Source organism: Streptomyces sp. NPDC048639, from assembly GCF_043199075.1.
In the GTDB taxonomy this organism is placed as follows: Bacteria; Actinomycetota; Actinomycetes; order Streptomycetales; family Streptomycetaceae; genus Streptomyces.
The window spans coordinates 19,170-42,549 of sequence record NZ_JBICVP010000013.1; the positions used below are offsets into that span (position 1 = coordinate 19,170).

Here is a 23,380-nt window from a genome sequence, read left to right on the forward strand (position 1 = left end):
ACGGTTTCTGTGAGGAAGTAGGGCACGATGGCGAGCAATGAAGAGAAGCTGCGGGAATACCTGAAAAGGGTGACGGCGGACCTTCGCCAGACCCGCAAGCGTCTTCATGATGCCGAGACGAGCCGTCAGGAGCCCGTCGCGATCGTCGGCATCGGCTGCCGCTTCCCCGGAGGAGCCGACACGCCCGAGGAGTTCTGGCGGCTGCTCGCCGAGGGGCGTGACACCGTCGCCGACTTCCCCGCCGACCGGGGCTGGGACCTCGACGGCGTCTTCGACCCGGCGGGCGGCACCGGGACCACGTACGCCCGCCAGGGAGCCTTCCTCTACGACGCGCCCCTGTTCGACTCCACGTTCTTCGACATATCACCCCGCGAAGCCACGACCATGGACCCCCAGCAGCGGCTGCTGCTGGAGACCTCCTGGGAGGCGCTGGAGCGGTCGGGCATCGAACCGGGGTCGCTGCGCGGCAGCCGTACCGGCGTGTTCGCGGGCACCAACGGCCAGGACTATTTGGCCCTGATGCTCAACCGGCCGGAGGAGTCCGACGGCCAGCTCACGACCGGGATCACCGCGTCGGTGTTGTCGGGTCGGGTGTCGTATGTGCTGGGGCTGGAGGGTCCGGCGGTGACGGTGGACACGGCGTGTTCGTCGTCTCTGGTGGCGCTGCATCTTGCGGTGCAGGCGTTGCGTAGTGGTGAGTGTGATCTGGCGTTGGCCGGTGGTGTGACGGTGATGTCGACGCCGGGTGCGTTCGTGGAGTTTTCGCGTCAGCGGGGGTTGGCGGCGGATGGTCGGTGCAAGGCGTTCGGGGAGGGTGCGGACGGTACGGGGTGGGGTGAGGGTGTCGGTGTCCTGGTCGTCGAGCGGCTCTCTGACGCTCAGCGGCTTGGGCATCGGGTGTTGGCGGTGGTGCGGGGGAGTGCGGTCAATCAGGACGGTGCGAGTAATGGTTTGACGGCGCCGAATGGTCCGTCGCAGCAGCGGGTGATTCGTGCGGCGTTGTCGTCGGCGGGGTTGAAGCCTGCTGATGTGGATGCGGTGGAGGCGCATGGTACGGGGACGTCGTTGGGTGATCCGATCGAGGCGCAGGCGCTGATCGCGACCTACGGTCAGAATCGTGAACGGCCTTTGTGGCTGGGTTCGGTGAAGTCCAACATCGGTCACACCCAGGCCGCGGCCGGTGTCGCCGGAGTCATCAAGATGGTGCTCGCCCTGCACCACGGGACGCTGCCCCGCACCCTCCACGCCGACGAACCCACCTCCCGCGTCGACTGGACAGCAGGCGACATCCGGTTGGTCCACGAGAACACCGACTGGCCGCGGGCGGAGGGCCGCCCGCGGCAGGCGGGCGTGTCGGCGTTCGGCGTCTCCGGCACCAACGCCCACGTAGTCCTGGAGCAGGCCCCCGACGAGCCGGACCCTGAGCCCGGCACACCCGCCCCCGTTCCGCCGGAGCTGCGTCTGCCGTCCGCGGCGGTGCCGTGGGTGGTCACCGGCCGTACCCCCGGTGCCCTGCGCGACCAGGCCCGGCGGCTCGCCGACTTCGTACGGCCCCGCCCCGAGACGGAACCGGCGCGCACCGCCGCGGCACTGCTCACCACCCGGTCCGTGTTCGAGGAGCGGGCAGTGGTGCTCGGCACCGACCGTGATGAACTGCTGCGAGGTCTGGACGCCCTGGCCGCCGACCACGCGCGGCCCGGTCTGATCACCGGATCCGCCTCCGGGGCCGGCCGCACCGCCTTCCTCTTCGCCGGGCAGGGATCCCAACGCCTGGGCATGGGACGGGAGTTGTACGACACGTACGAGGTCTTCGCGGACGCTTTCGACGAGGTGTGCGCCCAGGTCGACACCACCCTCGAACGGCCCCTGCAAGAGGTCGTGTTCGGCGCGGACCCCGATCTGCTGAACCGCACCGAGTACGCGCAGCCCGCCCTCTTCGCCCTGGAAGTCGCCCTGTTCCGGCTCGCCGAGTCCTGGGGCGTACGCCCCGACGTGCTGCTCGGACACTCCGTCGGCGAGCTGGCGGCCGCTCATGTGGCGGGGGTGTGGTCGATGGCCGACGCCTGCAAACTGGTGGTGGCGCGGGGGCAGTTGATGCAGGCGCTGCCCGAGGGCGGTGCCATGGTCGCCCTCCAGCTGCCCGAGGACCAGGTGGTGCCTCTGCTGGAAGGGCGTACCGACCGGGTCGGGATCGCAGCGGTCAACGGGCCCGTGGCAACGGTGATCTCGGGGGTCGCCGCCGACATCGAGGAGATCGCGGAAGAGGCGAAGGGGCAGGGCCACCGGGTCACCGCTCTCCGCGTGAGCCACGCCTTCCATTCACCGCTGATGGAACCGATGCTGCGCGACTTCCGCCGTGTCGCCGAGTCGCTGGAGTTCCACCCGCCGCGCCTGACCCTCGTCTCCGACCTCACCGGCCGCCCCGCCGACCCCGACGACCTGGCCGACCCCGACTACTGGGTACGGCACGTGCGGCACGCCGTCCGCTTCGCCGACGGCGTCCGCACCCTGACCGGCCTCGGCGTCACACGTTGCCTCGAGCTCGGTCCCGACGGGACGCTGTCCGGGCTGGCGGCGCAGACCCTGGCGCCGCAGGACGACGTGCTCGCCGTCCCGGCCCAGCACAAGGACCAGTCCGGGCCACGAGCCTTCGAGACCGCTCTCGCTGCCCTGTACACACGCGGTACTCCCGTCGACTGGAAGACACACCTCACCGGCACCGGCACCGGCACCGGCAGCGGGACTGGCACCGGCACCGGCACCGGCACCGGCACCGGCACCGGCACCGGCACCGGCACCGGCACCGGCACCGGGGCCGGGACCGCGACGGGGACCGGGGACGACACCGGTGCAGGCTCCGTGATCCCGCCCGCGCCGCCGGAGCCGCTGCCGACCTACGCCTTCCAGCGGCGCCGCGCCTGGCTGCCCGCCGCGCCGTCCGGCGGCGCCGGAATCCGTGCCGCGGGCCTCGGCGCCGCCCGGCACCCTCTGCTCGGCGCCGCCGTCGAACTCGCCGATGCCGGCGGCATCCTGCTCACCGGCCGGCTCTCCGCCCGGTCGCAGTCCTGGCTCGCCGACCGTGAGACGGCGGGCACCTCTCTGCTGCCCGAGTCCGTCCTCGTCGAGCTGGCCGTCCGGGCCGGTGACGAGGCCGGCTGCACATTCCTGGAAGAGCTGACCCTGCGCGAACCGCTGCCGCTTCCCCGGCGCGGCGCGGTGCGCATGCAGATCCTGGTCGGCGCCGCCGACGACACGGGACGGCGAACGGTGGCCGTCCACTCCCGGCCGGACGACGACGAGGGCGACCAGCCCTGGCGCTGCCACGCCGAGGGCACCCTGACCACGACCGCCCGGCCCGCCGGGGATGCGCCCGGCGCCGGTGTTTGGCCGCCCGAGCAGGCCGAACCGGTCGACGTGGACGGCCTGTACGACCTGCTGTCGCTGCACGGCCACTCCTACGGGCCGGCGTTCCGTGGCGTACGCGCCCTGTGGCGCCGCGGCACGGACCTCTTCGCCGACCTCGCTGTCCCGGACGAGCTGCGCGGCCAGGACGCCGGAGCCTTCGGCCTGCACCCCGCGCTGCTCGACAGCGCAGTGCAGGCGGCCCTGTCGGCGGCGCCGGAGGCCGACGCGGGCCGGATCGCGCTGCCGCTCGGCTGGCACGGGGTGAGCGTGCATGCGACCGGGGCGGTGACCGCGCGGCTGACGGTCGGCGGCGCGGGCACGGACCGGGTCTCGTTCACCCTGACGGACACCGAGGGACGGCCCCTGGCCGACATCGACACCCTCGACCTGACCCCCGTCCCCGTCGCGGACCTCGCCGCGGGCGGACCGGTCGACGGGCTGTACACACTGGACTGGGCCCCGGTGGCCGGGCGGACCGCCGACCCCGTACCTGCCGGGCGCGACGGCGGCGGCTGGGCGGTGCTGGGTACGGACGGCGCCGAACTCGCCGCCGACTTGGGCCAGCAAGGCGTTCCCGTCCGTGCCCACCACGACCTCGCCGCCCTGCGGGCCGCTCTCGACGAGGGAGACGAACCGCCCGCGACGGTGCTGCTCCCGGTCGGCTCCACCGACCTCCCCGCCGACAGCGCGGACCTCGCCGCAGCGGCCCAGGACGCCACCGCGACCGTTCTGGCCACCCTCCAGGAGTGGCTGGCCGACGAGCGCTTCGACGCGGTCCGGCTGGCGGTGCTCACCCACCACGCTGTGGCTGCCGCCCCCGGCGAGCCCGTGCCCGGCCTCGTGTACGCCCCGGTTCAGGGGCTGGTGCGTACGGCCCAGTCGGAGCACCCCGGCCGCTTCCTGCTCATCGACCGCGACACGGCCGACCGCCTGCCCGCCGACGCTCTGCGGAGCGAGGAGCCCCAACTCGCCGTACGCGGCGACGCGTTGCTCGCGCCCCGGGTGGTCCGCGCGCCACGGACTCCCGCCGAGGAAGCGCCTCGCCCCGCCTCCGAGGAAGCTCCGATCCCCAGCTCCGAAGACGCACCTCGTCCCGCCTCCGAGGAGGCGCCGCCCCCCGCCGGGCAGGATGCGCCGCACCCCGCCGACGAGGCACCGCCCGCGTTCGGTCCGGACGGCACGGTTCTGATCACCGGCGGCACCGGTGGCCTGGGCGCCCTGGCCGCCCGGCACCTGGTGACCGAGCACGGAGTCCGACACCTGCTGCTGGTCAGCCGCTCGGGCCCCACGGCGGAAGGCGCGGCCGAGCTGCGCGAGGAACTGACCGCGCTCGGCGCCGCAGTGGCGGTCGAGGCATGCGATGTCGCCGACCGCGCCGCCCTGGCCGCCCTCCTCGCCGGAGTGCCGGACGAGCACCCGCTCGTCGCGGTCGTCCACACCGCCGGTGTCCTCGACGACGGCCTGCTCACCTCCCTCACCCCGGAGCGCCTGGCCACCGTCTTCGGTGCCAAGGTGGCCGCCGCCGCGCACCTGCACGAACTGACGCAACATCAAGAACTCTCCGCCTTCGTGGTGTTCTCCTCGGCGGCGGGCCTGCTCGGCAACCCGGGTCAGGCCAACTACGCGGCCGCCAACACCTTCCTCGATGCCCTCGCCCAGCATCGCCGCGCCACCGGACTGCCGATGACCTCACTGGCGTGGGGGCCGTGGGAGCAGTTCGGCGGCATGACGGCCGGCCTGGACCGCACCCGTACCGCCCGGATGGCCGCCCAGGGCGTGATCCCGCTCTCCGCCGAGCACGGCCTGTCCCTCTTCGACGCCGGGGCCTCCGCCGACCGGGGGCTGCTGCTGGCGATGCGGCTCGACGCGGGCGCCCTGCGGGCCCGTGCGGAATCCGGCGAACTGCCGTTCCTGCTGCGGGGACTGCTGCGGGTCACCGTCCGCCGCGGCGCGGGCACCGGAACCGGTCCGGAGGGCGGGTTCGCGCGGCGGCTCGCCTCGCTGCCCCGGGCCCGGCGGCACCGGGCGGTGGCCGAGCTGGTCACCGGGCAGGTCGCCGCACTGCTCGGCTACGAGAGCGCCGAACTGGTGGGCTCCGACAAGCCGTTCAAGGAGCTGGGCTTCGACTCGCTCGCCGCGGTCAACCTGCGCAACCGGCTCGGCCAGGAGACCGGCCTGCGCCTGCCCGCCACCCTCGTCTACGACCACCCGACCGCCGGCGCCCTGATCCGTCACTTGGCAACGGAGCTGGGCCTGGATGGCGAACAGCGCGACAGCGACGACGCCCTCGTCCGTTCCGGCGCGGTCGTGGCCGACGACGACCCGGTGGTGATCGTCGGGATGGGCTGCCGCTTCCCCGGCGGGGCCGATTCCCCCGAAGCGCTCTGGCGGCTGGTCGCCGCGGGCGCCGACGGGCTGGGGCCCTTCCCCACCGACCGCGGCTGGGACCTCGACGCGCTGTACGACCAGGACTCCGACCGTCCCGGCACCACGTACGTCCGCGAGGCCGGATTCCTGTACGACTCAGGCGAGTTCGATGCCGAGCTGTTCGGTATCTCGCCCCGCGAGGCGCTGGCCATGGACCCCCAGCAGAGGCTGCTGCTGGAGACAGCATGGGAGGTGTTCGAGCGGGCCGGGATCGCCCCCGCCTCCCTCAAGGGCAGCCGTACCGGCGTGTTCGCGGGTGTGACCTACCACGACTACGCGTCCGGCATGCAGATGGGCACGGCGGGCAACGTGGCCGCGGGCCGGGTCTCGTACGCCTTCGGCCTGGAGGGCCCCTCGGTCGCGGTGGACACCGCGTGTTCGTCCTCCTTGGTCGCCCTGCATCTGGCGGCACAGGAGCTGCGCGCCGGTCAGTGCGACCTCGCGCTGGCCGGCGGTGTGGCGGTCATGTCGCAGCCGGACCCCTACGTGGGATTCAGCCGGGAGCGCACCCTTGCCGCGGACGGCCGGTGCAAGCCGTTCTCTGCAGATGCCGACGGCACCAACTGGGCCGAGGGCGTGGGCCTGTTGCTGCTGGAGCGCCTCTCCGACGCCCGACGGCGTGGCCACACCGTCCTCGCCCGGATCGCGGGCAGCGGCATCAACCAGGACGGTGCCTCCAACGGACTGACCGCCCCCAGCGGCCCCGCTCAACAGCGGCTGATCCGCCAGGTGCTGGCCTCCGCCGGGCTGGCCTCCGCCGACGTGGACGCCGTCGAGGCCCACGGCACCGGAACCCCGCTCGGCGACCCGATCGAGGCCCAGGCACTCGTCGCCACATACGGCCGGAACCGTGAACGGCCGCTGTGGCTCGGCTCGATGAAGGCGAACATCGGCCATACCCAGGCGGCTTCCGGCGCGGGCGGCATCATCAAAATGATCATGGCGATGCGGTACGGCGTCCTGCCTCGCACCCCCCATGCGGACCGGCCCTCCCCGCACGTCGACTGGTCCGCGGGCTCCGTGGAGCTGCTGCGCGAGGACGTGTCCTGGCCGCGCGGTGACCGCCCGCGCCGGGCCGGCGTCTCCTCCTTCGGTATCAGCGGCACCAACGCCCATGTGATCCTCGAAGAACCGCCCCGGGACGGAGAAGACGGAGCGGACGGAGAAGGCGTCGGCGGTGCCGACACCCCTGTCGACGCCCGTGCCGGAGACCGCATCGGGGCCGGGGCCCCGGCCCTGCCCGGCCGCATCCCGCTGCCGCTGTCCGCCCGCAGCCGCGAGGCGCTGCGCGGACAGGCGGCCCGGCTTCACGCCTTCCTGGCGGACGAGCCGGCCACGCGGCTGTACGACGTGGCCCTGTCCCTGGCCACCACCCGGTCCGCCCTGGACCACCGCGCCGTGCCGACAGTGTCCGACCACGACAGTGCACTGCGCATCCTCAAGGCACTCGCGGACGGTACCGAACCGGACACCCCGGTCATCAGCGGCACCGCGCGGCCGGGCTCCGAAGAACCGCCGGTCGTCCTCGCCTTCCCGTCCGCCGACGCCGGGTGGACGGCGAGCACCGCCCCGCTGGCCGAGTCCGCCCCGGTGTTCGCCGAGACCCTCACGGCCTGCGGACGGGCGCTGCAGGGCCAGGTCGACTGGACCCCCGCGGACGTCCTGGCCGGCCGCACCGCCCCCGACTGGCAGCAGCGCCCGGAGATCGCCGGACCGCTCGGCTGGGCGGTGGCCGTCGCCCTGGCCGCACAACTGCGCGCGTACGGCGTCGAGCCCGCGGCGGTGACAGGGCAGGGGTACGGCGAGATCGCCGCGGCCTGCGCCGCCGGGCTGCTGTCGCTGGAGACCGGCGCCCGCCTCGCGGTCCACCACGGTCGTACGGCGGAGATGAGCGCGCCGCCGGTCCGCTTCGCCCCCGCCGAGGTGCCCTTCTGCTCGACGGCGGCCGGCGGCTGGCTGGACGCGGGGGAGGAGACGGACCCCGACCGATGGGCCGCGGACCTGGCCGAGGCGCCCGACCGGAACGGGCAGGCGCTGCGGACGCTGCTCGACAGCGGGCACCGCACGATGGTCGTCCTCGGCGCGGAATGGCTCGACGACGGACGGGAGAGCGACGCCGGCGAAGAGCAGGATGAGGCGGCGGACCTCCCCGGCAGTGGCTCCGAACAGGACCGGCAGGCAGACCTGTTGCCGCTCGCCGGCCCGGACGGACCCGACCTGACGGCCCTCCTCGCGCACCTGCACGTCCGGGGCGTCGCGATCGACTGGGACGCCGTCCTCGCACCCACCGGGGCCCGCCGGGTGCCGCTGCCCACGTATGCCTTCCACCGCCGGCACTACTGGATGATCCCCGCCGGGCGCCCCGGCGGGGAGTCGCCCGCCGCCGGACCGGTGGGCGCGGCGGAGGACCGGCACCCCCTGCTGGATTCGGCCGTCGAACTACCGGAGCAGGGCGGGCTGTTGCTCACCGGCGGGCTGTCCCGCGCCGCCCAGCCGTGGGCGGCCGCCCCGGCGATGGCCGGCACCGTCGAGGCGCCCGGTTCGGTCCTGGTCGAACTCGCCGTGCTGGCCGGCGACCGGGTCGGCTGCGACCGCATCACCGAACTGACCGCGGAGGCCCCGCTGCTCCTGCCCGAGCAGGACGAGCTCCGGCTGCGGGTGACGGTCGGTGAACCGGGTGCGTCTGGGGAGAGGTCCCTGCGGATCCACTCCCGGCCCGCAGGCGCCCTGCCCAGCACGCCCTGGACCCGTCATGCCCATGGAGTGCTGTGCTCCGCCGGGGGAACGGCCTCCTTCGACCTGGAGATCTGGCCGCCCGGCGACGCGGAGCCCGTCGACCTCGGTGGCCTGCCCGAGCGGGCCGCCGAAGGCCTCCTGGGCGTGTGGCGGCAGGGCGACGACCTGTTCGCCGAGGTCGCGCTGACCGCCGAACAGCGGCCCGAAGGCGCCCGTTACGGTCTGCACCCGGCTCTGCTGGACACCGCCCTGCGGACCCTCGCCCTCACGCAGGACACCGTCCCGACGGATCCCCTGTCGCTGCCCGACTCATGGCACCAGGTGGCGCTGCACGCCGAGGGTGCGTCGGCCCTTCGCGTACGGCTGACCAGGACCGGTACCGACACGGTCGCCGTGGACATGGCCGACGACACGGGCCTGCCCGTCGCCTCGATCGGCACGGTCCGGCTCCGCCCCGCCGACCCCGCACGGCTCACCGGCGCCCGTACCGCCCAGCACGGCCCGCTCTTCCGACTGCAATGGCCCGGGACGGCGTGCGAGTCCCCCAAGGCCCGACCCCGCTGGGTGATCGTCGGCGCGGATACGCTCGGCGCACGTGCGGCCCTGATGAAGGCCGGCCTCTACACCGAGGCGTACGACACTCTGGGCCGCCTCCAGAAGGCGGTGGACTCCGGCGTGGCCGCGCCCGAGGCGGTACTGGTCGGCTGTGTGCCCGATCCCGCGGACACCACTGCCGCCCAACTGGTCCGGCACATGGGCGAAGTGGTCGGGGAATGGCTGTCCGACGAGCGGTTCGCCGACGCGCGGCTGGTGTTCCTCACACAGGGTTCGCTCGCGGCCCTCGACGGCACCGCGGCACCGGACCCGGCAGCCGCCGCCGTATGGGGCCTGATCCGCTCGGCGCAGCAGGTCGACCCCGGCCGGGTGGTCCTGGCCGACCTGGACGGCACACGTGCCTCCTGGCGCACCCTGCCGGGTGCTCTCGCCCTGCCCGAGCCGCAACTGGCCCTCGTCGGCGGCGCCGTGCACGTACCGCGGCTCGCCGCCGTGCCGGCCGCGGCGGGCGGCACGGGCCTGCCGTTCGATCCCGGGGGCACGGTTCTGGTCACCGGCGCACCCCGGCCGGCCGGTGCCGCGGTCGTACGGCACCTGGTGGCCGAGCGAGGCGTACGCCGTCTGCTGCTGGCCTCGGCGGGGAACGGCGACGGTCTCGCCCGGCTGGAGACGGAACTGAGCGAGCTGGACTGCGAAGTGACCGTCGCCGACTGTGATCCTGCCGACCGGGAGGCGCTGGCCGCGCTGCTGGAGTCGGTTCCGGACAGCCATCCGCTGACCGCCGTGATGCACGCGGCGGAGGTGCCGGAGCCCGTCGAGGGTGCGGAAGCGGAGGAGGAGCTTCTGGAGAAGGAGCTGCGGGCAGCCCTGAACCTTGCCGAACTGACGGAACATCAAAATGCTTCCGCCACGCTGCCCTTGGTCTTCCTCTCGTCAGCCGCCGGCACGCTGGGAGTCGCCGGGCGCGGCGGCGAGGGGGCACTCGGTGCCTTCCTCGACGCCCTCGCATCGCGCCGCCGCGCCGCGGACTTGCCGGGGATGTCGGTGACGTGGGGGCCCTGGGACATCGAGGGCGGCGCGGCGGGCGGCGCACCCGCGGGTGTGGGACGGCTTTCCCGCGCCGCGGGACTGGACCTGTTCGACCTCGCGTGCGCCCTCGACGCCCCCACCGCCGTTCTGCTCCGCCCGGACACCGGCGCCCTCGTCGGCGGGGCCGCCGACGCGAGCCTTCCTGCGCCCCTGCGCGGCCTGGCCGGACCACCGGCCCGGCGCCGTGTGGGGCAGGGCGGGACCGCGGGAGCCCTCAGCGCGCTCCGGCGCCGCCTGGCCGGTCTCGACGAGAGCGAACGCGACGCCGTCCTCATGGACCTGGTGCGCGCGGACGTGGCGGCGGTGCTCGACTATCCGTCGCCCGAGGCCGTGGAGCCCACGCGCGCCTTCCGGGACATCGGCCTCAACTCGCTCACCGCCTTCGCCCTGCGCAACCGGCTGCGCGAGACCACAGGACTGAGGCTCCCCGCCGCCCTGCTGTTCGAGGTCGACACCCCGGAACGGCTGGCCACGCACCTCAAGGAGGAGGTCCTGCGCCCATGACATCCGCGGCCGCACCACGCCTCGCCCATTCCCCGACGTCCAAGGAGAGCAACACAGATGAAGACTGACGGTGTCTATGTCGACACGGTCGGGGCGTACATCCCGGACCGTTGGGTGAGCGTCGAGCAGGCGGTCGAGGAAGGGCTCTACGACGAGTTCTCCGTCCAGTACGGGACCGGGCTCACCGCCGCATACATCGCGGGCGACCTGCCCGCGCTGGACATGGCGGTGTCCGCCGCCCGGCAGGCGTTCCGCCGGTCCGGCAGCGAGGTCGACGACCTCGACTTCCACGTGCACTGCACCGCTGTGCAGCACGGTCCCGAGGGTTTCTACGCGCCCGGTTACGTGCTGCGCGAGCTGGGGGCGAGCGGGGTGTCCAGCACGGACGTGCGCCAGCACTCCAACGGCCTGCTGGCCGGCTTCGAAGTCGCCATCGGCCAGCTGACGGGGGCCGCCGGGGCCGAGACCGCGCTGGTGACCGCGGCGGAGAACTTCACCAGTCCGCTGATCGACCGGTGGACGGGGTTCGGCACCGGGTTCACCGCCAGCGATGGCGGCGCGGCCGTTCTGCTCAGCGGCAAGGGCGGATTCGCGGCGCTGCGCGCGGTGAACTCCGGGACCATGCCGGAACTGGAGCAATGGCACCGAGGCGAGGAGTCGTTGCTGCCTTTCCGGGGCGAGGAACGCAAGGCGTCGGGCACGATGGAACTGCTCACCTACTTCAACCAGCACGTGATGCCGCTGGACAAGTGCATGGAAATCATGTGCGACTTCGAGCTGAACGTCGTGCACCGGTCGCTGGTGGACGCCGGGCTGAACGCGGCGGACCTGCGGTGGGTGGTGGCCGCGAACAGCGACTCCCGCATGATCGACCAGACGAAGATGCAGCCGCTGGGCCTGCCGATGTCCCGTTCCACCTGGGACTTCGGAAAGGAGTACGGCCACATGGGCGCCTGCGACATGGCGGTCTCCCTCAATCACCTGCTCCTCAACGGCATGCTGTCCCCGGGCGACCACATCCTGATGACGACGTCGGCCTCGGGGTGGGTGTCCACCTCGGCCGTGCTCACGATCCTGGATCTGCCGGCGTGGGCCCAGGAGGAGCCGGTGTCCTGAGCGCCGGCGAACCTCGGGCCCGCGCCGTCAGGTGCCCGAGGCAGCCGTCGGACTCCGGGGCAGCCGTGAGGTGCCCGAGGCAGCGGAAGACCCGGCACCGTGAGGGCGAGTGCCGGGTCCTTTCATGAATGCGGTGCGGCCGGGGCGACGAGGGGTGATGCCCGGGGCGTCAGGGCGGCCCCGGAGCATCACTCCTCGCGCTTGGCGTACACCATCGAGTAGCGGAAGACCTCCGGCATGTTCGTCGCACCCTCCACCGTCACGGCGAAGCCCTGGGCGTCGAGGTGGTCCCGTACCGCGTCCAGGCGGCCGTCGAGGTCCTGCACTTCGACGACGGCCTGGCGCACCCGCTGCCAGTCCGCGGCGTCCAGGCCCTCCATGACCTCCAGTTCGGCGCCCTCCACGTCGATCTTCAGCAGGTCGATCGGCCCCTCGGGCGCCCACCCGGGCAGCACGTCCGAGAGCCGGTTGACCTCGGCCTCCACCTCGAACCCGGCCATGATGCGGTCCAGGGCCTCCTGGCCGATCTGCTCCAACGCGAGCTCCTGGCCGACCTTCTTCTGCTCCGGGTAGCGCGTCGAATTGCCGGGCAGGGCCGGGTAGAAGGTGAAGCGGACCCGGTCCTCGTGGCTGCTGCCCAGCGCCGAGCGCATCACCTCGACATCCTTCGCGCCGTGGCTGTCCAGATTCTCCAGCAGCGCCTGGTGGATCGCCGGAATCGGCTCGAAGGCCAGGATTTTCGCGCTGGGGAATTCCTGCTTCATGAAGAGGGAGAACAGGCCCACATTCGCACCGGCGTCCACGATCCGCGAGGAGTCGGAGAGCTGGATTCCATGCTTGAGATAGGTGCGCTCGACGAAGATCTCGTTGTAGATGAAGTCGACTTCGGAGAACAGTGCGCCCTCCGTCTGCGGCACGAAGACGGAAACGCCCTCGGCGACCTGAACGGGCCTGATGTCGGTCATGAAAGCTCCCTGAAGCCGTGGATTGCCGCTCAGTGTGTCCCGCGGAATGCCGGTAATCTCCTAGACTTCCGCGCCCCGGCTCGCCGCCCGCCGCTCAGGCGTCACGGTTGCGCAGCACCATATAGCCGCCGATCAACGCCGCGCCCACCCACAGCAGCATGATGGCGAGACCGCCGCCCGGCCCGTACGGGACATCGGATTTGTCCACCACCCGTGCCATCGCGTTGCCGGCCTGGTCGGGAAGGTAATGCGCGACCTTCTTGGCCCCGGGTACCGAGGACAGAATCTGGGTCACGAGGAAGAACAGCGGCATGAGAATGCCCATGGACAGCATGGAACTGCGCAGCATGGTGGCCACGCCCATCGAGAACACGGCCATCAGCGTCATGTAGAGCCCGGCACCCAGCGTCGCGCGCAGCACATTGTCCGCGTCAAGCGTCGTGCTGTGGGAACCGAGGACGGCCTGCCCGGCGAAGAAGGTCACAAAGCTGGTGATCATGCCGACGACCAGAGCGGCACCGGTCGCCACCGTCACCTTGCTGAGATAGAAGACACCGCGCCGGGGCACCGCGGTCAGCGAATTACGGATCATGCCGGTGCTGTACTCGGAGCCGATCACCATGACCCCGAACGCGATCATCGCGAGCTGCCCGAGGACGCCACCGGTGAAACTGGTGCCCGCCGCGTCGAAGGTGATCTTGTCCTGCCGGGACAGGTCGTCGTAGTTGGCGTTGGACAGTGCGCTCACCAGGGTGCCGAAGGCCACGGTGACGGCGAACGCGGCGAACAGGGTCCACCCCGTGGAGCGGACCGAGGAGAGCTTGGCCCACTCGGAGCGAAGGGTTGCGGGCATCGGTCAGAGCTCCTTTCCGGTGTTCCGGTGCGAGGCGTGCCCGCCGTTCGACGACGCCTTGGCGGTCGGATCGGTGCGGTACTCGGCCGCATCACCGGTGAGCGCCATGAACGCCTCCTCCAGGGACGCGTGCTGCGGGCTCAGCTCGTGCAGCAGGATCTGGTGATGCAGCGCGAGCTCCCCGAGCCACTCCACCGGGACGTCGTTCACCTCGAACGCGCCGAACCCGTCCTCGGTGGGGGTGATACCGGATGTGGCGAGCGCGTCCCGCAGTTTCTCCGGCTCGGGTGTGCGGATCCGCACCACGGACCGGGAGCTGCTGTCGATGAAGTCCTGCATGGCGGTGTCGGCGAGCAGCTTGCCGCGTCCGATGACCACCAGATGGTCGGCGGTCAGGGCCATCTCGCTCATCAGATGGCTGGAGACGAAGACCGTGCGCCCCTGGGCCGCCAGCCGTTTCATCAGCATGCGCACCCAGTGGATGCCCTCGGGGTCGAGGCCGTTGACCGGCTCGTCCAGGAGCACGATCTTCGGATCTCCCAGCAGCGCCGCGGCGATGCCGAGCCGCTGCCCCATACCCAGCGAGAAGCCCTTGGGACGCTTCTTGGCGACCGTGGTCAGCCCGACGTCCTGAAGGACCTCGTCGACCCGCGACAGCGGTATGTCGTTGGTCAGCGCCATACATCTGAGGTTGTCGTACGCGCTGCGCCCGCCGTGCATCGCCTTGGCGTCCAGCAGCGCGCCGACGTGACGCAGCGGTTTGCGGAGCCGGGCGTAGGGTTTGCCGTCGATGAGAGCGCGGCCCGAGGTGGGGCGGTCGAGACCGAGCATCATCCGCATGGTGGTGGATTTGCCCGATCCGTTGGGGCCGAGGAAACCGGTGACACAACCGGGACGGACCGTGAACGTGAGGTTGTCGACCGCCACCTTCTCGCCGTACCGCTTGGTCACTTCCGCAAGCTCGATCATGCGCCACACGCTAGGCGGAGGAACCGCGTCCAGTCCGCGCCCGCGGGGGATATCTAGGGAATCTCGCAGTCGACTCCCTCGTCACCGGCCGGACAGCCCCGCCAAGTCCTTCGACAGGTCCGTGTAGTACGGCAGATACGCGTCCAGCAGCGCCCCCAGATAGTCGGCGTCCGAGGCGCCGGCGCGGAAGTCCGGCACCAGCCGTCGCAGCCGGTGCACGGACGCGCGAGTGATCGCGGGGGAGCCCGGGCGGCGGACGTGGCGGGCCGTCACGCACAGGCGCTGCTCGATCGCCGTCACAATCGCTTCCACCGGCTGCGGGACTCCGGACGCCACGTTCAGCACCTCGCCGGTGACCCCGTCCTCCAGCAGCCGGCCGATCGCATGCAGCAGGTCCCGTACATCCAGGAGATCCCGGTGTGCCCCCTGAAGGACCGTCACCTCACCTTCTCCGATGCGCCGGACGAGGGTGGGAAGCAGCTGGTGCGGTCGCTGATGACGGCCCACGACATGACTCAGCCGCAGGATCAGGTGGTCGGTTCCCGAGGAGCGCACGACGGTCTCCAGGGCCAGCTTGTGCCGCCCGTATGCGTTCGGCGGCCGTACGGGGTCCGTCTCGGCCGCCTCGCCGTCCGGGAAGCCGTACATCGAGAAGGAGGCCGTGGAGAAGAACAGCAGCCGCGTCCCTTCCTGCCGGCACGTTTCCAGTGCGTCGTAGAGGACCTGGGCCTCGCGGTCGTACTCGGAGAGGGCCGCGGTGGCCGTGCTGGAGACTCCGGAGGCGATGGCCGTCACGTCCGGGAAGCGCTCGCCGAAAGCGGCAGCCAGATTGCGGCCCAGGAAGCCGTCACCGATGATCCGCACGACCGACTCCCATGCCAGGAAGGGTGCCCCCGAGTCCGCCGAGCCCGACCGCGGCCTCCGGCAGGCCGGGTGCGATGCCCGCGACGGTACGCAGCGCCGCGACCAGGGTCCGCGCCTGCACGTTGAGGTAGTGGCTGTACTTCAGCAGCTCACCGAGCTGACGCAACGTCACCCACCGGTACTCGTCCGGGACATCGGCGGGGGCTTCGCCGTCCACCTCGACGATCATGTAGCGGTTCTGCGCGTGCAGGAAGCGGCCGCCCTCCTCCGACAGCAAGGTGTCGTAATGGATCTGCTCCGGGCGGGCTCTCTCCACCAGGTCGAGGAAACGGGGGCGGCGGTCCGCCGGCAGATGGGCGTAGTTCTCGGGGGTGCACTGCACGGTGGGGCCGAGTTCGACCACGTCCACGTAGCCCGGTTCGACGCGGGCGTGCACCAGGCAGTGAGGTACGCCGTCGATCCGGCGCATCAGCATCGCCACCACACCGGTGCCGTGCGGTTCGAGCAGCGGCTGCGACCAGGACGCCACCTCACGCCGGTTGGAGACGACGTCCACGGGCACGATGCTGAAGAACAGGCCGCGCTCGTGGGAGATGCGGTCCTCGGTGCGGAACCAGCCGTGTCCCTCCACCTCGCGCAGCGGCAACAGGGCCGCGCTGACCTCCCGTTCGCTCTGCTGCGTGGTGATCCAGCTGCGGATCGCCACATCGGAGTGGATGCCGGGTGCCGGGCCGGAGGCGTGGTGCCAGTCCGGCAGACAGGACAGCACCGTGCGGGCGTCCATGTTCACCAGGTTCTCGTAGTGCAGCAGTGTGTTGACCTGACGCAACGTCAACCAGCAGAAGTCCTCGCCCGCTTCCACCTCGGGCCCGACCTCGACGATCATGTTGCGGTTGCGTTTGCAGAAGAACCACGAACCCTGCTCGGACTGGAGCACATCGGCCAGCACCCCATGGCCCCGCGCCTGCGGCTCGCGGAAACAGTCCAGGTACGGCACGGACGAACCGCCGTGCACCCTGGTGTAGTTGCTCTTGGTTGCCTGCACGGTCGGTGACAGCTGTATCCCGTTGACATTGCCCGGCTCGGACTTCGCCTGCAGCAGACAGTGCAGTACGCCGTTGATCTCGCGGACCGCCAGGCCCAGCATGCCGATCTCCGGCTGCCGGATGATCGGCTGGCTCCACTCCGGGACCGGCCCGAAGTCGGTCCGCACCCGCAGTCCGCGCACCGCGAAGAAGCGCCCGCTGCGGTGCTCCAGGTCACCGGTGTCCGGGGCGAAGTGCCAGCCGGACATCTCGGCGAAGGTGGTGCGGCGCACCTCCTGGCTGTGCTTGCGCCGACGCTCGTCCAGCCATGCGAAGAACTCGACGTCGGACATCGCCTCGCCGCCCCGGGCTGTCGCGGAGACCGCCAGCCGTGCGGCGAGGACCGTATCGGTGTCGGGCGTGGGACCGGTCACGTTGAGTTGGGGCATCGCTGCCTCTCACATCGGATCGTCGGTCCGCGGCGCGTGCCGCGGACCGTGCGGGCTACTCCTGGGGCAGCGACACCGCATCCCGCCGCCGTCCGGCAGCAGCCGGCGCATCCGCGGCGTCATCGGGCACCTCGCCGGGGGAGGATCTCGCGCAGCAGCGGATCGGGTTTCCCGCGGGCCCGCCACTCCCGCGGGTAGCCCAGGGACACCTCGCGGTGCGGCACCCCGTCGTGCCACGTGGTGCGGGGGATGTGCAGATGGCCGTAGACGACGGTGGCCGCCCGGTAGCGCCGGTGCCAGTCGTGGGTGGCGGTGGTCCCGCACCACAGCGCGAACTCCGGGTACCGCAGGATGCGGGTGGGCTCGCGGACCAGCGGGAAGTGGTTCACCAGCACGGTCGGCAGGTCCGGCGGGCACGCCTCCAGCCGTTCCCGGGTGTACTCCAGCCGCGCCCGGCACCAGGCGGCGCGGTCCGGGTACGGGTCGCTGTGCAGCAGGAACTCGTCGGTGGCCACGACCCCCGCCTTCTCCGCCCGGGCGAGCGCGTCGGCGGTGCCGGTGGCGCCCGGCGGCAGGAACGAGTAGTCGTACAGCAGGAACAGCGGCGCGATCACCACCGGTCCGTCCGGGCCCGGCCACTGCACGTACGGATCCTCGGGGGTGAGCACCCCCAGCGACCGGCACAGCTCGACCAGACCGCGGTAGCGGGCCTCGCCGCGCAGGGTCACCGGGTCGTCGGGGTGGGTCCACAGCTCATGGTTGCCCGGCACCCACACCACGGTCGCGAACCGGTCGGCGAGCAGCCGCAGCGCCCACTCGACGTCCGCGGTCAGCTCCCCGATGTCACCGGCGAGGATCAGCCAGTCCGATGGATCGGAGGGACGCAGGTCCCGCACGACGGCACGATTCTCCTCGTAGGCGACGTGCAGGTCAGCGACCGCGAACAGCCTGCCGCCCGTGACAGCGCTCACCGCTTCGGTGCCACGCTGGCGGGCCGCGGACCCGTGGTGCTGGGCATGGGAACTCCTCGCTGCGCGTCCGGCGCCCGATATGCGTCCGGCGTTCAGATTTAGCCACCGTCCCGCCCGGCCGCACAACGCAATGCCGCCCCGCCGGGCCAAGAACAGGGGAAACGCCCAGACTTTGGCCCTCAGCGGCGGTACGGACCCGGCAGGTGCCGGATAGTGGCCGCACAACCGCACAAGGCAGCCAGTGCTCAGGACCACTGGAACCCGCTAACAGAGGACGGACGAGCAGCGTGAGCGTTTCCCCCGCCGACGACGGCCTGTGGTGCCGTCGGTTCAACCCGGCTCCCGACGCCGCCCACCGCCTGGTCTGCTTCCCCCACGCAGGCGGCTCGGCCAGCTATTACCTCCCGGTCTCCGCGGCCCTCAGCCCCCGCGTCGACGTCGTCGCCGTGCAGTACCCGGGGCGCCAGGACCGCCGCAACGAGACGTTGATCGACGACCTCGGCACGCTGGCGGACCGCGTGTACGAGGTGCTCGTGCGTGACGGGGACGACCGCCCGCTGACCTTCTTCGGGCACAGCATGGGCGCGCTCGTCGGCTTCGAGGTGGCCCGGCGGCTCGAACGGGAGGGCGGCGGACCGGTCCGGCTCTTCGCCTCGGGCCGGCGCGCTCCCTCCCGCTACCGCGACGAGAACGTCCACCAGCGCGACGACGACGGCATCATCGCCGAGGTCAAGGCGATGAGCGGCACCGACGACCGGCTGCTGGGCGATGACGAACTGATCCGGATGATCCTGCCCTCGCTGCGCGGTGACTACCGGGCGGTGGAGACCTACCGGTGCGAGCCGGGCGCCACCGTGGACTGCCCGGTCACCGCGCTGGTCGGCGACGGCGACCCCAAGACGTCGCTCGACGAGGCCCGTGACTGGGAGAAGCACACCACGGCCGGCTTCGACCTGCGGACCTTCCCCGGCGGGCACTTCTACCTCAACACCCGTGCCGCGGACGTGATGAAGGTGCTGGAGGAGCACTTCACCGCCCATGCCGCACCGCAGGGCGCCTGACCGCCGCACCGCAGGGCGCCTGACCGCCGTGCCCCGGGAGTCGGGCGGCCGCACCTCCGCGGCTGCCCGAGTCCCTCCCGACCCGTCTCAGGTGTCCGGTTGAGGCTGCGCCGGAGGACCGGTGGCGACTCCGTTGGGGATGCAGGGGTACTCGGGGTGGTGGAGCGTGGCCCGGTGCGGGCGGGCACGGGATACGCCCCGGTGCGTCCGGACGCGGACCCCCGTTCTGCAAGGGCGGGCACGCACGCCCGCCCGGGCCCGCCTCGCTAGGCTGGAACAGGCGGCGGACGAGATGGGACCCGGCGTGACACATGAGTGGATCCTGCAGCTCCGGCCGGATCCGGCCGAGCCGGTCGAACCTTCGAGTTCACCGGCGACCGTGGCCGCGGCCGAAGCCGTACTGGGGCCCGGCCCCACCCAGTGGGCGCTGCGCACCGCCGACGCCATCGCCGACGAGATCATCGAGCAGGTGCCCGAGCACGGCGGTGGCCCGGGCCCACTGCGTACCCTGAGGCGCTCGACCGAATCCGTCGTCCTGGCGGCGCTGCGGCAGCTCCTCCACGAGGGGGCCGGCGACATGTCGGCCATGACCGAGGAAGCGCTGGACGGCGACCGGGAGTTCGCGCGCCGCGGGATCCCGCTCGACCGTGTCCTGCGGGGCGTACGACTGGGCCACGCCCGCCTGGCCCAGGAGCTCACGACGGCCGTCGAGTGCCACGTCGGCGAGGACCGGCGCCTTGCCGAACTGCGCCGCATGAACGAGCTGTTGTTCTTCTACGCGGACGCGCACGCCAGCGTGATGGCCGAGGAGTACATCGCCGAACGGGACCGCTGGCGCGGCAGCGACGAGGCCGCCCGCCGCCAGCTCGTCGAGGACATCGTCGCGGGGCGGCGGATCGACGAGGAGACGGCCTCGCACCGCCTGCGGTACGACGTCGCGAGGACGCATATCGCCGCGATCCTCTGGTCCGACGGCCCCGCCGGGCCCCGTACGGCAGCCGACCGCCTTCACCGGCTCGCGGACGATCTTGCCCGTACGACTGCGGCCCGCGGCCTGCTGACGGTCCCGGTGGGGGAGGACGCGGTCTGGCTGTGGCTCGCTCTGCCCGCGGGTGAGGACGCCGCCCTCCTCGCCGATTCCGTGCGCGCCGGTCTCGGACCGTTCGACGGGCTGCACCTGGCACTCGGCCCGCTCGCGCACGGGCCCGCGGGCATGCGGCGCAGCCACATGGGTGCCCGCGAGGCCGAGCGGATGGCACGGCTGGGGCGGGGCGACTGGGTGTGCGACTACCGCGAGGTGCGGCTCGCCGCGCTGGCGAGTGCCGACCAGGAACACGCCCGGTGGTTCGTCCGCGAGATCCTCGGCCCGTTGGCGTCGGGCGACGCGCGGATGCGGGAACTGCGCGAGACCCTGCGCGTGTACCTCGCCACGGAACGCAGTCTTCGCGCAGCCGCGGACCGGCTGCTCGTGGCGCGCAACACCGTCACCTACCGGGTCAAGCGCGCCGACGAACTGCTGCCGGGCTCCACGCGTGACAATCCGCTGGAGTTGCTGATGGCCCTGGAACTCGCCAGGACCCTGCCCGACACCGCGTGAGGCCGGGGTCGGCCACGGCGGTCAGCCTTGCGTCGGTGTCCGCGTCCAGGCCGGTCGTCCGTGCTCGTCTCCATCGGTGTCGGCCTCACAGGTGCCGGCGTCCCGCAGCAGCAGCCGTACGGCATGTGTCGATCATCGAGGTCGACGCTGTCGGCGCGGAGTTCCACCGGGGCTGTCCGCCGCTTTCGTGCGGGCGAGGGGGGACGGTCACCGCTCGAGGCACCCGGCGACGCGGCGTCCCTGGTCCGGCGGGCCAACCCGCGGCGCCGCATTTGGCCCGCGCGCCATGGGAAGCGCGGCGCCGCGCCCGCACGGTGGAGGACAGCACCTCATCAGGCGTGACCGCCCGGTCAGGGCGCGCGCACCCGTGCAGGAGGGCTGTTCGATGGCGATCGCACAAGGACGTGCACCCGCACCCCCACCCGCGCTCGTACGCGCATGCGCGGCGCGGTCCGGCCGCACGCGGGTGATCACCCTGGACCTGGAATCCGACGCCACCTCCGCCCACCGGGTTCGTACGGCGACCCGCCAAGTCCTCGCACACTGGGGCCTGTTGACCGTGGCGGGCGTTGCGGACGCCATGGAGCTCGCCGTCACTGAACTCGTGACGAATGCCGTCCAGCACGCCTGCGGACCCGTACAGGTGCGCTGGCACCGGCGGCCGGATCACGTGCTCGTCGAGGTCTTCGACGGCAGCCCCGTCCGGCCTCGGCCCCGGCCGTCGGCCGCCGGTCAGGAGGAGGCGGCGGAGCACGGCCGCGGTCTCGCGCTGGTGGACGCCTGCACCGATGCATGGGGATGGTCCGGGAGTGCCGCCGGGGAGGAGCCGGAACTGCCGGGAAAGCACGTGTGGTTCGTGTGCCTGCTGGATTCCGAGCGGCGATCCCGGGCGGCGTGACCCGCCCGTCGCCGCGCCCGCTCAGTACCGGGCACCAGAGCCCCCGTCACCCGAAGTGCGGGGGCCCTCATGCTCAGGACTGAGGCCGCTTGCCGTGGTTGGCCCCGTTCTTGCGCCTGGCCTTCTTCTTGCGGCGTCGCTTGGACGACATCCCGTCTCCTCTCGCATTCGGTGGGTTTGCCGACTTCCCACCCATTCATAGCGGTATCGCACCGGGCGATGAAGGACCGCATACCCAGGTCCCGCAGCGCCACTCCACCCATGAGGCACCTCATGCACCCCACCCGTATCAGCCGCCACAAGAGCGGCCCCGCCCGGGCGAGCGACGTATGAGGCGTCGGTCGGCTGCTGTCCGAACCGGCCGACGCCAGGCCCCCCGGCACCGTACGGTCCCGGCCGGCCATCCGCCGGGTGCACCGACAGGCCGAAGCCCAAACGCCTTTCCCCGGTTTCCACGGCATTCCTCTACAGGCCGGTGCAGGATGTCACCGTGCGGTACGGACCCGACACGCCTGCCGGCGTCGGGACGCATGCGCGGCCGATCACCGGCGCCCGCACTCCATGGTCGGCCGGTGTTGACCAGGGCAGCTTCTGGTGATCTGGTGGGTATTGCGAGTATCCGGTCACCTTAGGTCGGGTACCTCGCGGAGGTGTGCAATGTCCTTCGAGGTCTCCCCGCTCCAGGTGCACGCGGTGCCTCTCGGGCCTGACGTCCGTCACGTGCGACTGCTGCGCGCCCAGGGCAGCATCGATGTCGCGAACGAACGCATTCTCCGCGAAGCCCTGATGGCCGGGGACGACGGCACCTTCGCTCATGTGGTGATCGACGTCAGTGAGGTATGGCTGCTGTCCGCCGCCGGGGTTCGCGCGCTGGTCCAGCACGCCGAACTGCTCGCCCAGCAGGGACGCCGCCTGCTGCTCGCCGGACCCTCCCCCCTCGTCGTACAGATCCTTCAGGTCACGCAGGCCACCCAGGCCATGGACGTCTTCGGCACGGTCGACGCGGCCGTCGAGGCGTGCAAGGTCAACGGCACACCCAAGCCCCGCCCCCGGGATGCGGTCAACGGTGTCGAGGTGAAGCCGGACGCCGCCGAGCAGGCCGCCCGGATGCGCAAGGAGATCCACCACCTCCGCAGACAGGCACGCACCCGCCCGCTCATCGCCCAGGCGCAGGGCATCCTGCAGGAGAGATACCGACTGCAGGACGGCGAGGCCGCGTTCGCGCTCCTGAGGGACGCCTCGCAGCGGTCCAATGTGAAGCTGCGGACGATCGCCGATGCGGTGGTCCGTCTCCCCGGCCCGGACAACGGCAGCCGGGTGTGGTTCGCGCGGCGGGACCGTACGGGGCCGCCCCCGCTCGGGTTCCTCCGCAGCGGCAGCGAGGGCCACGGCTACACGGTCAGGGCCGTACTCAGCGAAGCCCTCATGTGTTCGGACAGCGAGTTGGGCGACCTGCAGCTCACCGGACCGAGCGGCGGCCTGGAGATGCACCACCATCACGGCTTCGACCAGGACTTCCTGGACTTCTTCGCCCACGTCGACGGCGAGGAGACCGCCTGCTTCCAGGCCGCGTCACGCCGGGAGTACGTGATGGCCGACGTCGCCACCGACCCGGTCTTTCCCGAGGCGAGCCGTCAGGCACTGCTGGCGGCTCGTTCGCGGACCGTGCACAGCATTCCGATGACCGGCCACTCCCGGCGGGTGTTCGGGGTGTTCTCCGTGCACCTCCCGCGTCCCGGCCAGCTGCTGTCGCACGGCCAGGAGCGTCGGCTCACCTCGATCGGCTCGGAGGTGGGCACCTGGCTGGATTGGTACGAGCGCACGGCCGTCCGGGACGCGCTCGAGCACCTCCACCGGAGCGCGACCAGCCACTGAACACCTGACGCCGCCTTGGGA

At 72.0% G+C, this 23,380-nt stretch carries 12 protein-coding genes and 1 pseudogene; 6 read left to right on the forward strand and 7 right to left on the reverse strand.

The window, feature by feature from the left end; all coding sequences use genetic code 11:
* Positions 1 to 48 precede the first annotated feature (48 nt).
* Both ACGFNH_RS29440 and ACGFNH_RS29445 read left to right on the forward strand, forming a co-directional pair.
* Positions 49 to 10,716 (forward strand): annotated as a pseudogene (locus ACGFNH_RS29440) (SDR family NAD(P)-dependent oxidoreductase); the annotation flags it as partial.
* Positions 10,717 to 10,773: 57 nt separating this feature from the next.
* Positions 10,774 to 11,832: a ketoacyl-ACP synthase III family protein gene (locus tag ACGFNH_RS29445; protein WP_393658888.1), complete on the forward strand. Its 1,059-nt coding sequence runs from the start codon at positions 10,774 to 10,776 to the stop codon at positions 11,830 to 11,832.
* 188 nt (positions 11,833 to 12,020) lie between these two features.
* On the opposite strand, the gene ACGFNH_RS29450 is transcribed toward ACGFNH_RS29445, so the two are convergent.
* From ACGFNH_RS29450 to ACGFNH_RS29475, 6 genes are all read right to left on the reverse strand, one after another.
* A complete protein-coding gene (locus ACGFNH_RS29450; RefSeq protein WP_393658890.1) occupies positions 12,021 to 12,797 on the reverse strand; it encodes an FkbM family methyltransferase in 777 nt (258 codons plus the stop codon).
* Between the two features lie 94 nt (positions 12,798 to 12,891).
* Positions 12,892 to 13,650: an ABC transporter permease gene (locus ACGFNH_RS29455; protein WP_393658892.1), complete on the reverse strand. Its 759-nt coding sequence runs from the start codon at positions 13,648 to 13,650 to the stop codon at positions 12,892 to 12,894.
* A 3-nt stretch (positions 13,651 to 13,653) separates the two neighbouring features.
* The gene (locus ACGFNH_RS29460; RefSeq protein WP_393658894.1) at positions 13,654 to 14,619 is read right to left on the reverse strand and encodes an ABC transporter ATP-binding protein; all 966 of its coding nucleotides are present in this window, start codon (positions 14,617 to 14,619) and stop codon (positions 13,654 to 13,656) included.
* 81 nt (positions 14,620 to 14,700) lie between these two features.
* On the reverse strand, positions 14,701 to 15,483 hold the full coding sequence (locus tag ACGFNH_RS29465; RefSeq protein WP_393658896.1) for an NAD-dependent epimerase/dehydratase family protein: 783 nt from the start codon (positions 15,481 to 15,483) through the stop codon (positions 14,701 to 14,703).
* The gene (locus ACGFNH_RS29470; RefSeq protein ID WP_393658898.1) at positions 15,467 to 16,957 is read right to left on the reverse strand and encodes an NDP-hexose 2,3-dehydratase family protein; all 1,491 of its coding nucleotides are present in this window, start codon (positions 16,955 to 16,957) and stop codon (positions 15,467 to 15,469) included. Before ACGFNH_RS29470 ends, ACGFNH_RS29465 begins: the two co-directional genes overlap by 17 nt.
* Positions 16,958 to 17,076: 119 nt before the next feature.
* Positions 17,077 to 17,928 (reverse strand): metallophosphoesterase family protein, encoded by an 852-nt coding sequence (locus tag ACGFNH_RS29475; RefSeq protein ID WP_393658900.1) that lies wholly within the window; start codon positions 17,926 to 17,928, stop codon positions 17,077 to 17,079.
* 287 nt (positions 17,929 to 18,215) lie between these two features.
* On the opposite strand from ACGFNH_RS29475, the gene ACGFNH_RS29480 reads away from it, so the two are divergent.
* From ACGFNH_RS29480 to ACGFNH_RS29490, 3 genes are all read left to right on the forward strand, one after another.
* Entirely contained in the window at positions 18,216 to 18,989 is a 774-nt protein-coding gene (locus tag ACGFNH_RS29480; protein ID WP_393658902.1) for a thioesterase II family protein, read from the forward strand.
* Positions 18,990 to 19,293: 304 nt separating this feature from the next.
* Entirely contained in the window at positions 19,294 to 20,586 is a 1,293-nt protein-coding gene (locus ACGFNH_RS29485) for a PucR family transcriptional regulator (RefSeq protein ID WP_393658904.1), read from the forward strand.
* Between the two features lie 385 nt (positions 20,587 to 20,971).
* Positions 20,972 to 21,484 (forward strand): ATP-binding protein, encoded by a 513-nt coding sequence (locus tag ACGFNH_RS29490; RefSeq protein WP_393658906.1) that lies wholly within the window; start codon positions 20,972 to 20,974, stop codon positions 21,482 to 21,484.
* A gap of 73 nt (positions 21,485 to 21,557) precedes the next feature.
* Here the strand turns inward: ACGFNH_RS29490 and ACGFNH_RS29495 are convergent, their stop codons facing one another.
* Positions 21,558 to 21,635 carry a 50S ribosomal protein bL37 gene (locus tag ACGFNH_RS29495; protein ID WP_370454205.1) on the reverse strand — a complete coding sequence of 26 codons (78 nt, stop codon included), beginning with the start codon at positions 21,633 to 21,635 and terminating at the stop codon, positions 21,558 to 21,560.
* Between the two features lie 506 nt (positions 21,636 to 22,141).
* Here ACGFNH_RS29495 and ACGFNH_RS29500 point away from each other — a divergent pair.
* Complete coding sequence (locus ACGFNH_RS29500) at positions 22,142 to 23,359, forward strand: ANTAR domain-containing protein (RefSeq protein WP_393658908.1); 1,218 nt, start codon at positions 22,142 to 22,144, stop codon at positions 23,357 to 23,359.
* Positions 23,360 to 23,380 lie beyond the last annotated feature (21 nt).

What these genes read in the sequence shown, in the direction of transcription:
- ACGFNH_RS29460 (WP_393658894.1), bottom strand. Translation starts at nt 14,619, where the DNA reads ATGATCGAGCTTGCGGAAGTGACCAAGCGGTACGGCGAGAAGGTGGCG.
- ACGFNH_RS29450 (WP_393658890.1), bottom strand. Translation starts at nt 12,797, where the DNA reads ATGACCGACATCAGGCCCGTTCAGGTCGCCGAGGGCGTTTCCGTCTTC.
- ACGFNH_RS29495 (WP_370454205.1), bottom strand. Translation starts at nt 21,635, where the DNA reads ATGTCGTCCAAGCGACGCCGCAAGAAGAAGGCCAGGCGCAAGAACGGG.
- ACGFNH_RS29470 (WP_393658898.1), bottom strand. Translation starts at nt 16,957, where the DNA reads ATGCCCCAACTCAACGTGACCGGTCCCACGCCCGACACCGATACGGTC.
- ACGFNH_RS29500 (WP_393658908.1), top strand. Translation starts at nt 22,142, where the DNA reads ATGTCCTTCGAGGTCTCCCCGCTCCAGGTGCACGCGGTGCCTCTCGGG.
- ACGFNH_RS29455 (WP_393658892.1), bottom strand. Translation starts at nt 13,650, where the DNA reads ATGCCCGCAACCCTTCGCTCCGAGTGGGCCAAGCTCTCCTCGGTCCGC.
- ACGFNH_RS29490 (WP_393658906.1), top strand. Translation starts at nt 20,972, where the DNA reads ATGGCGATCGCACAAGGACGTGCACCCGCACCCCCACCCGCGCTCGTA.
- ACGFNH_RS29445 (WP_393658888.1), top strand. Translation starts at nt 10,774, where the DNA reads ATGAAGACTGACGGTGTCTATGTCGACACGGTCGGGGCGTACATCCCG.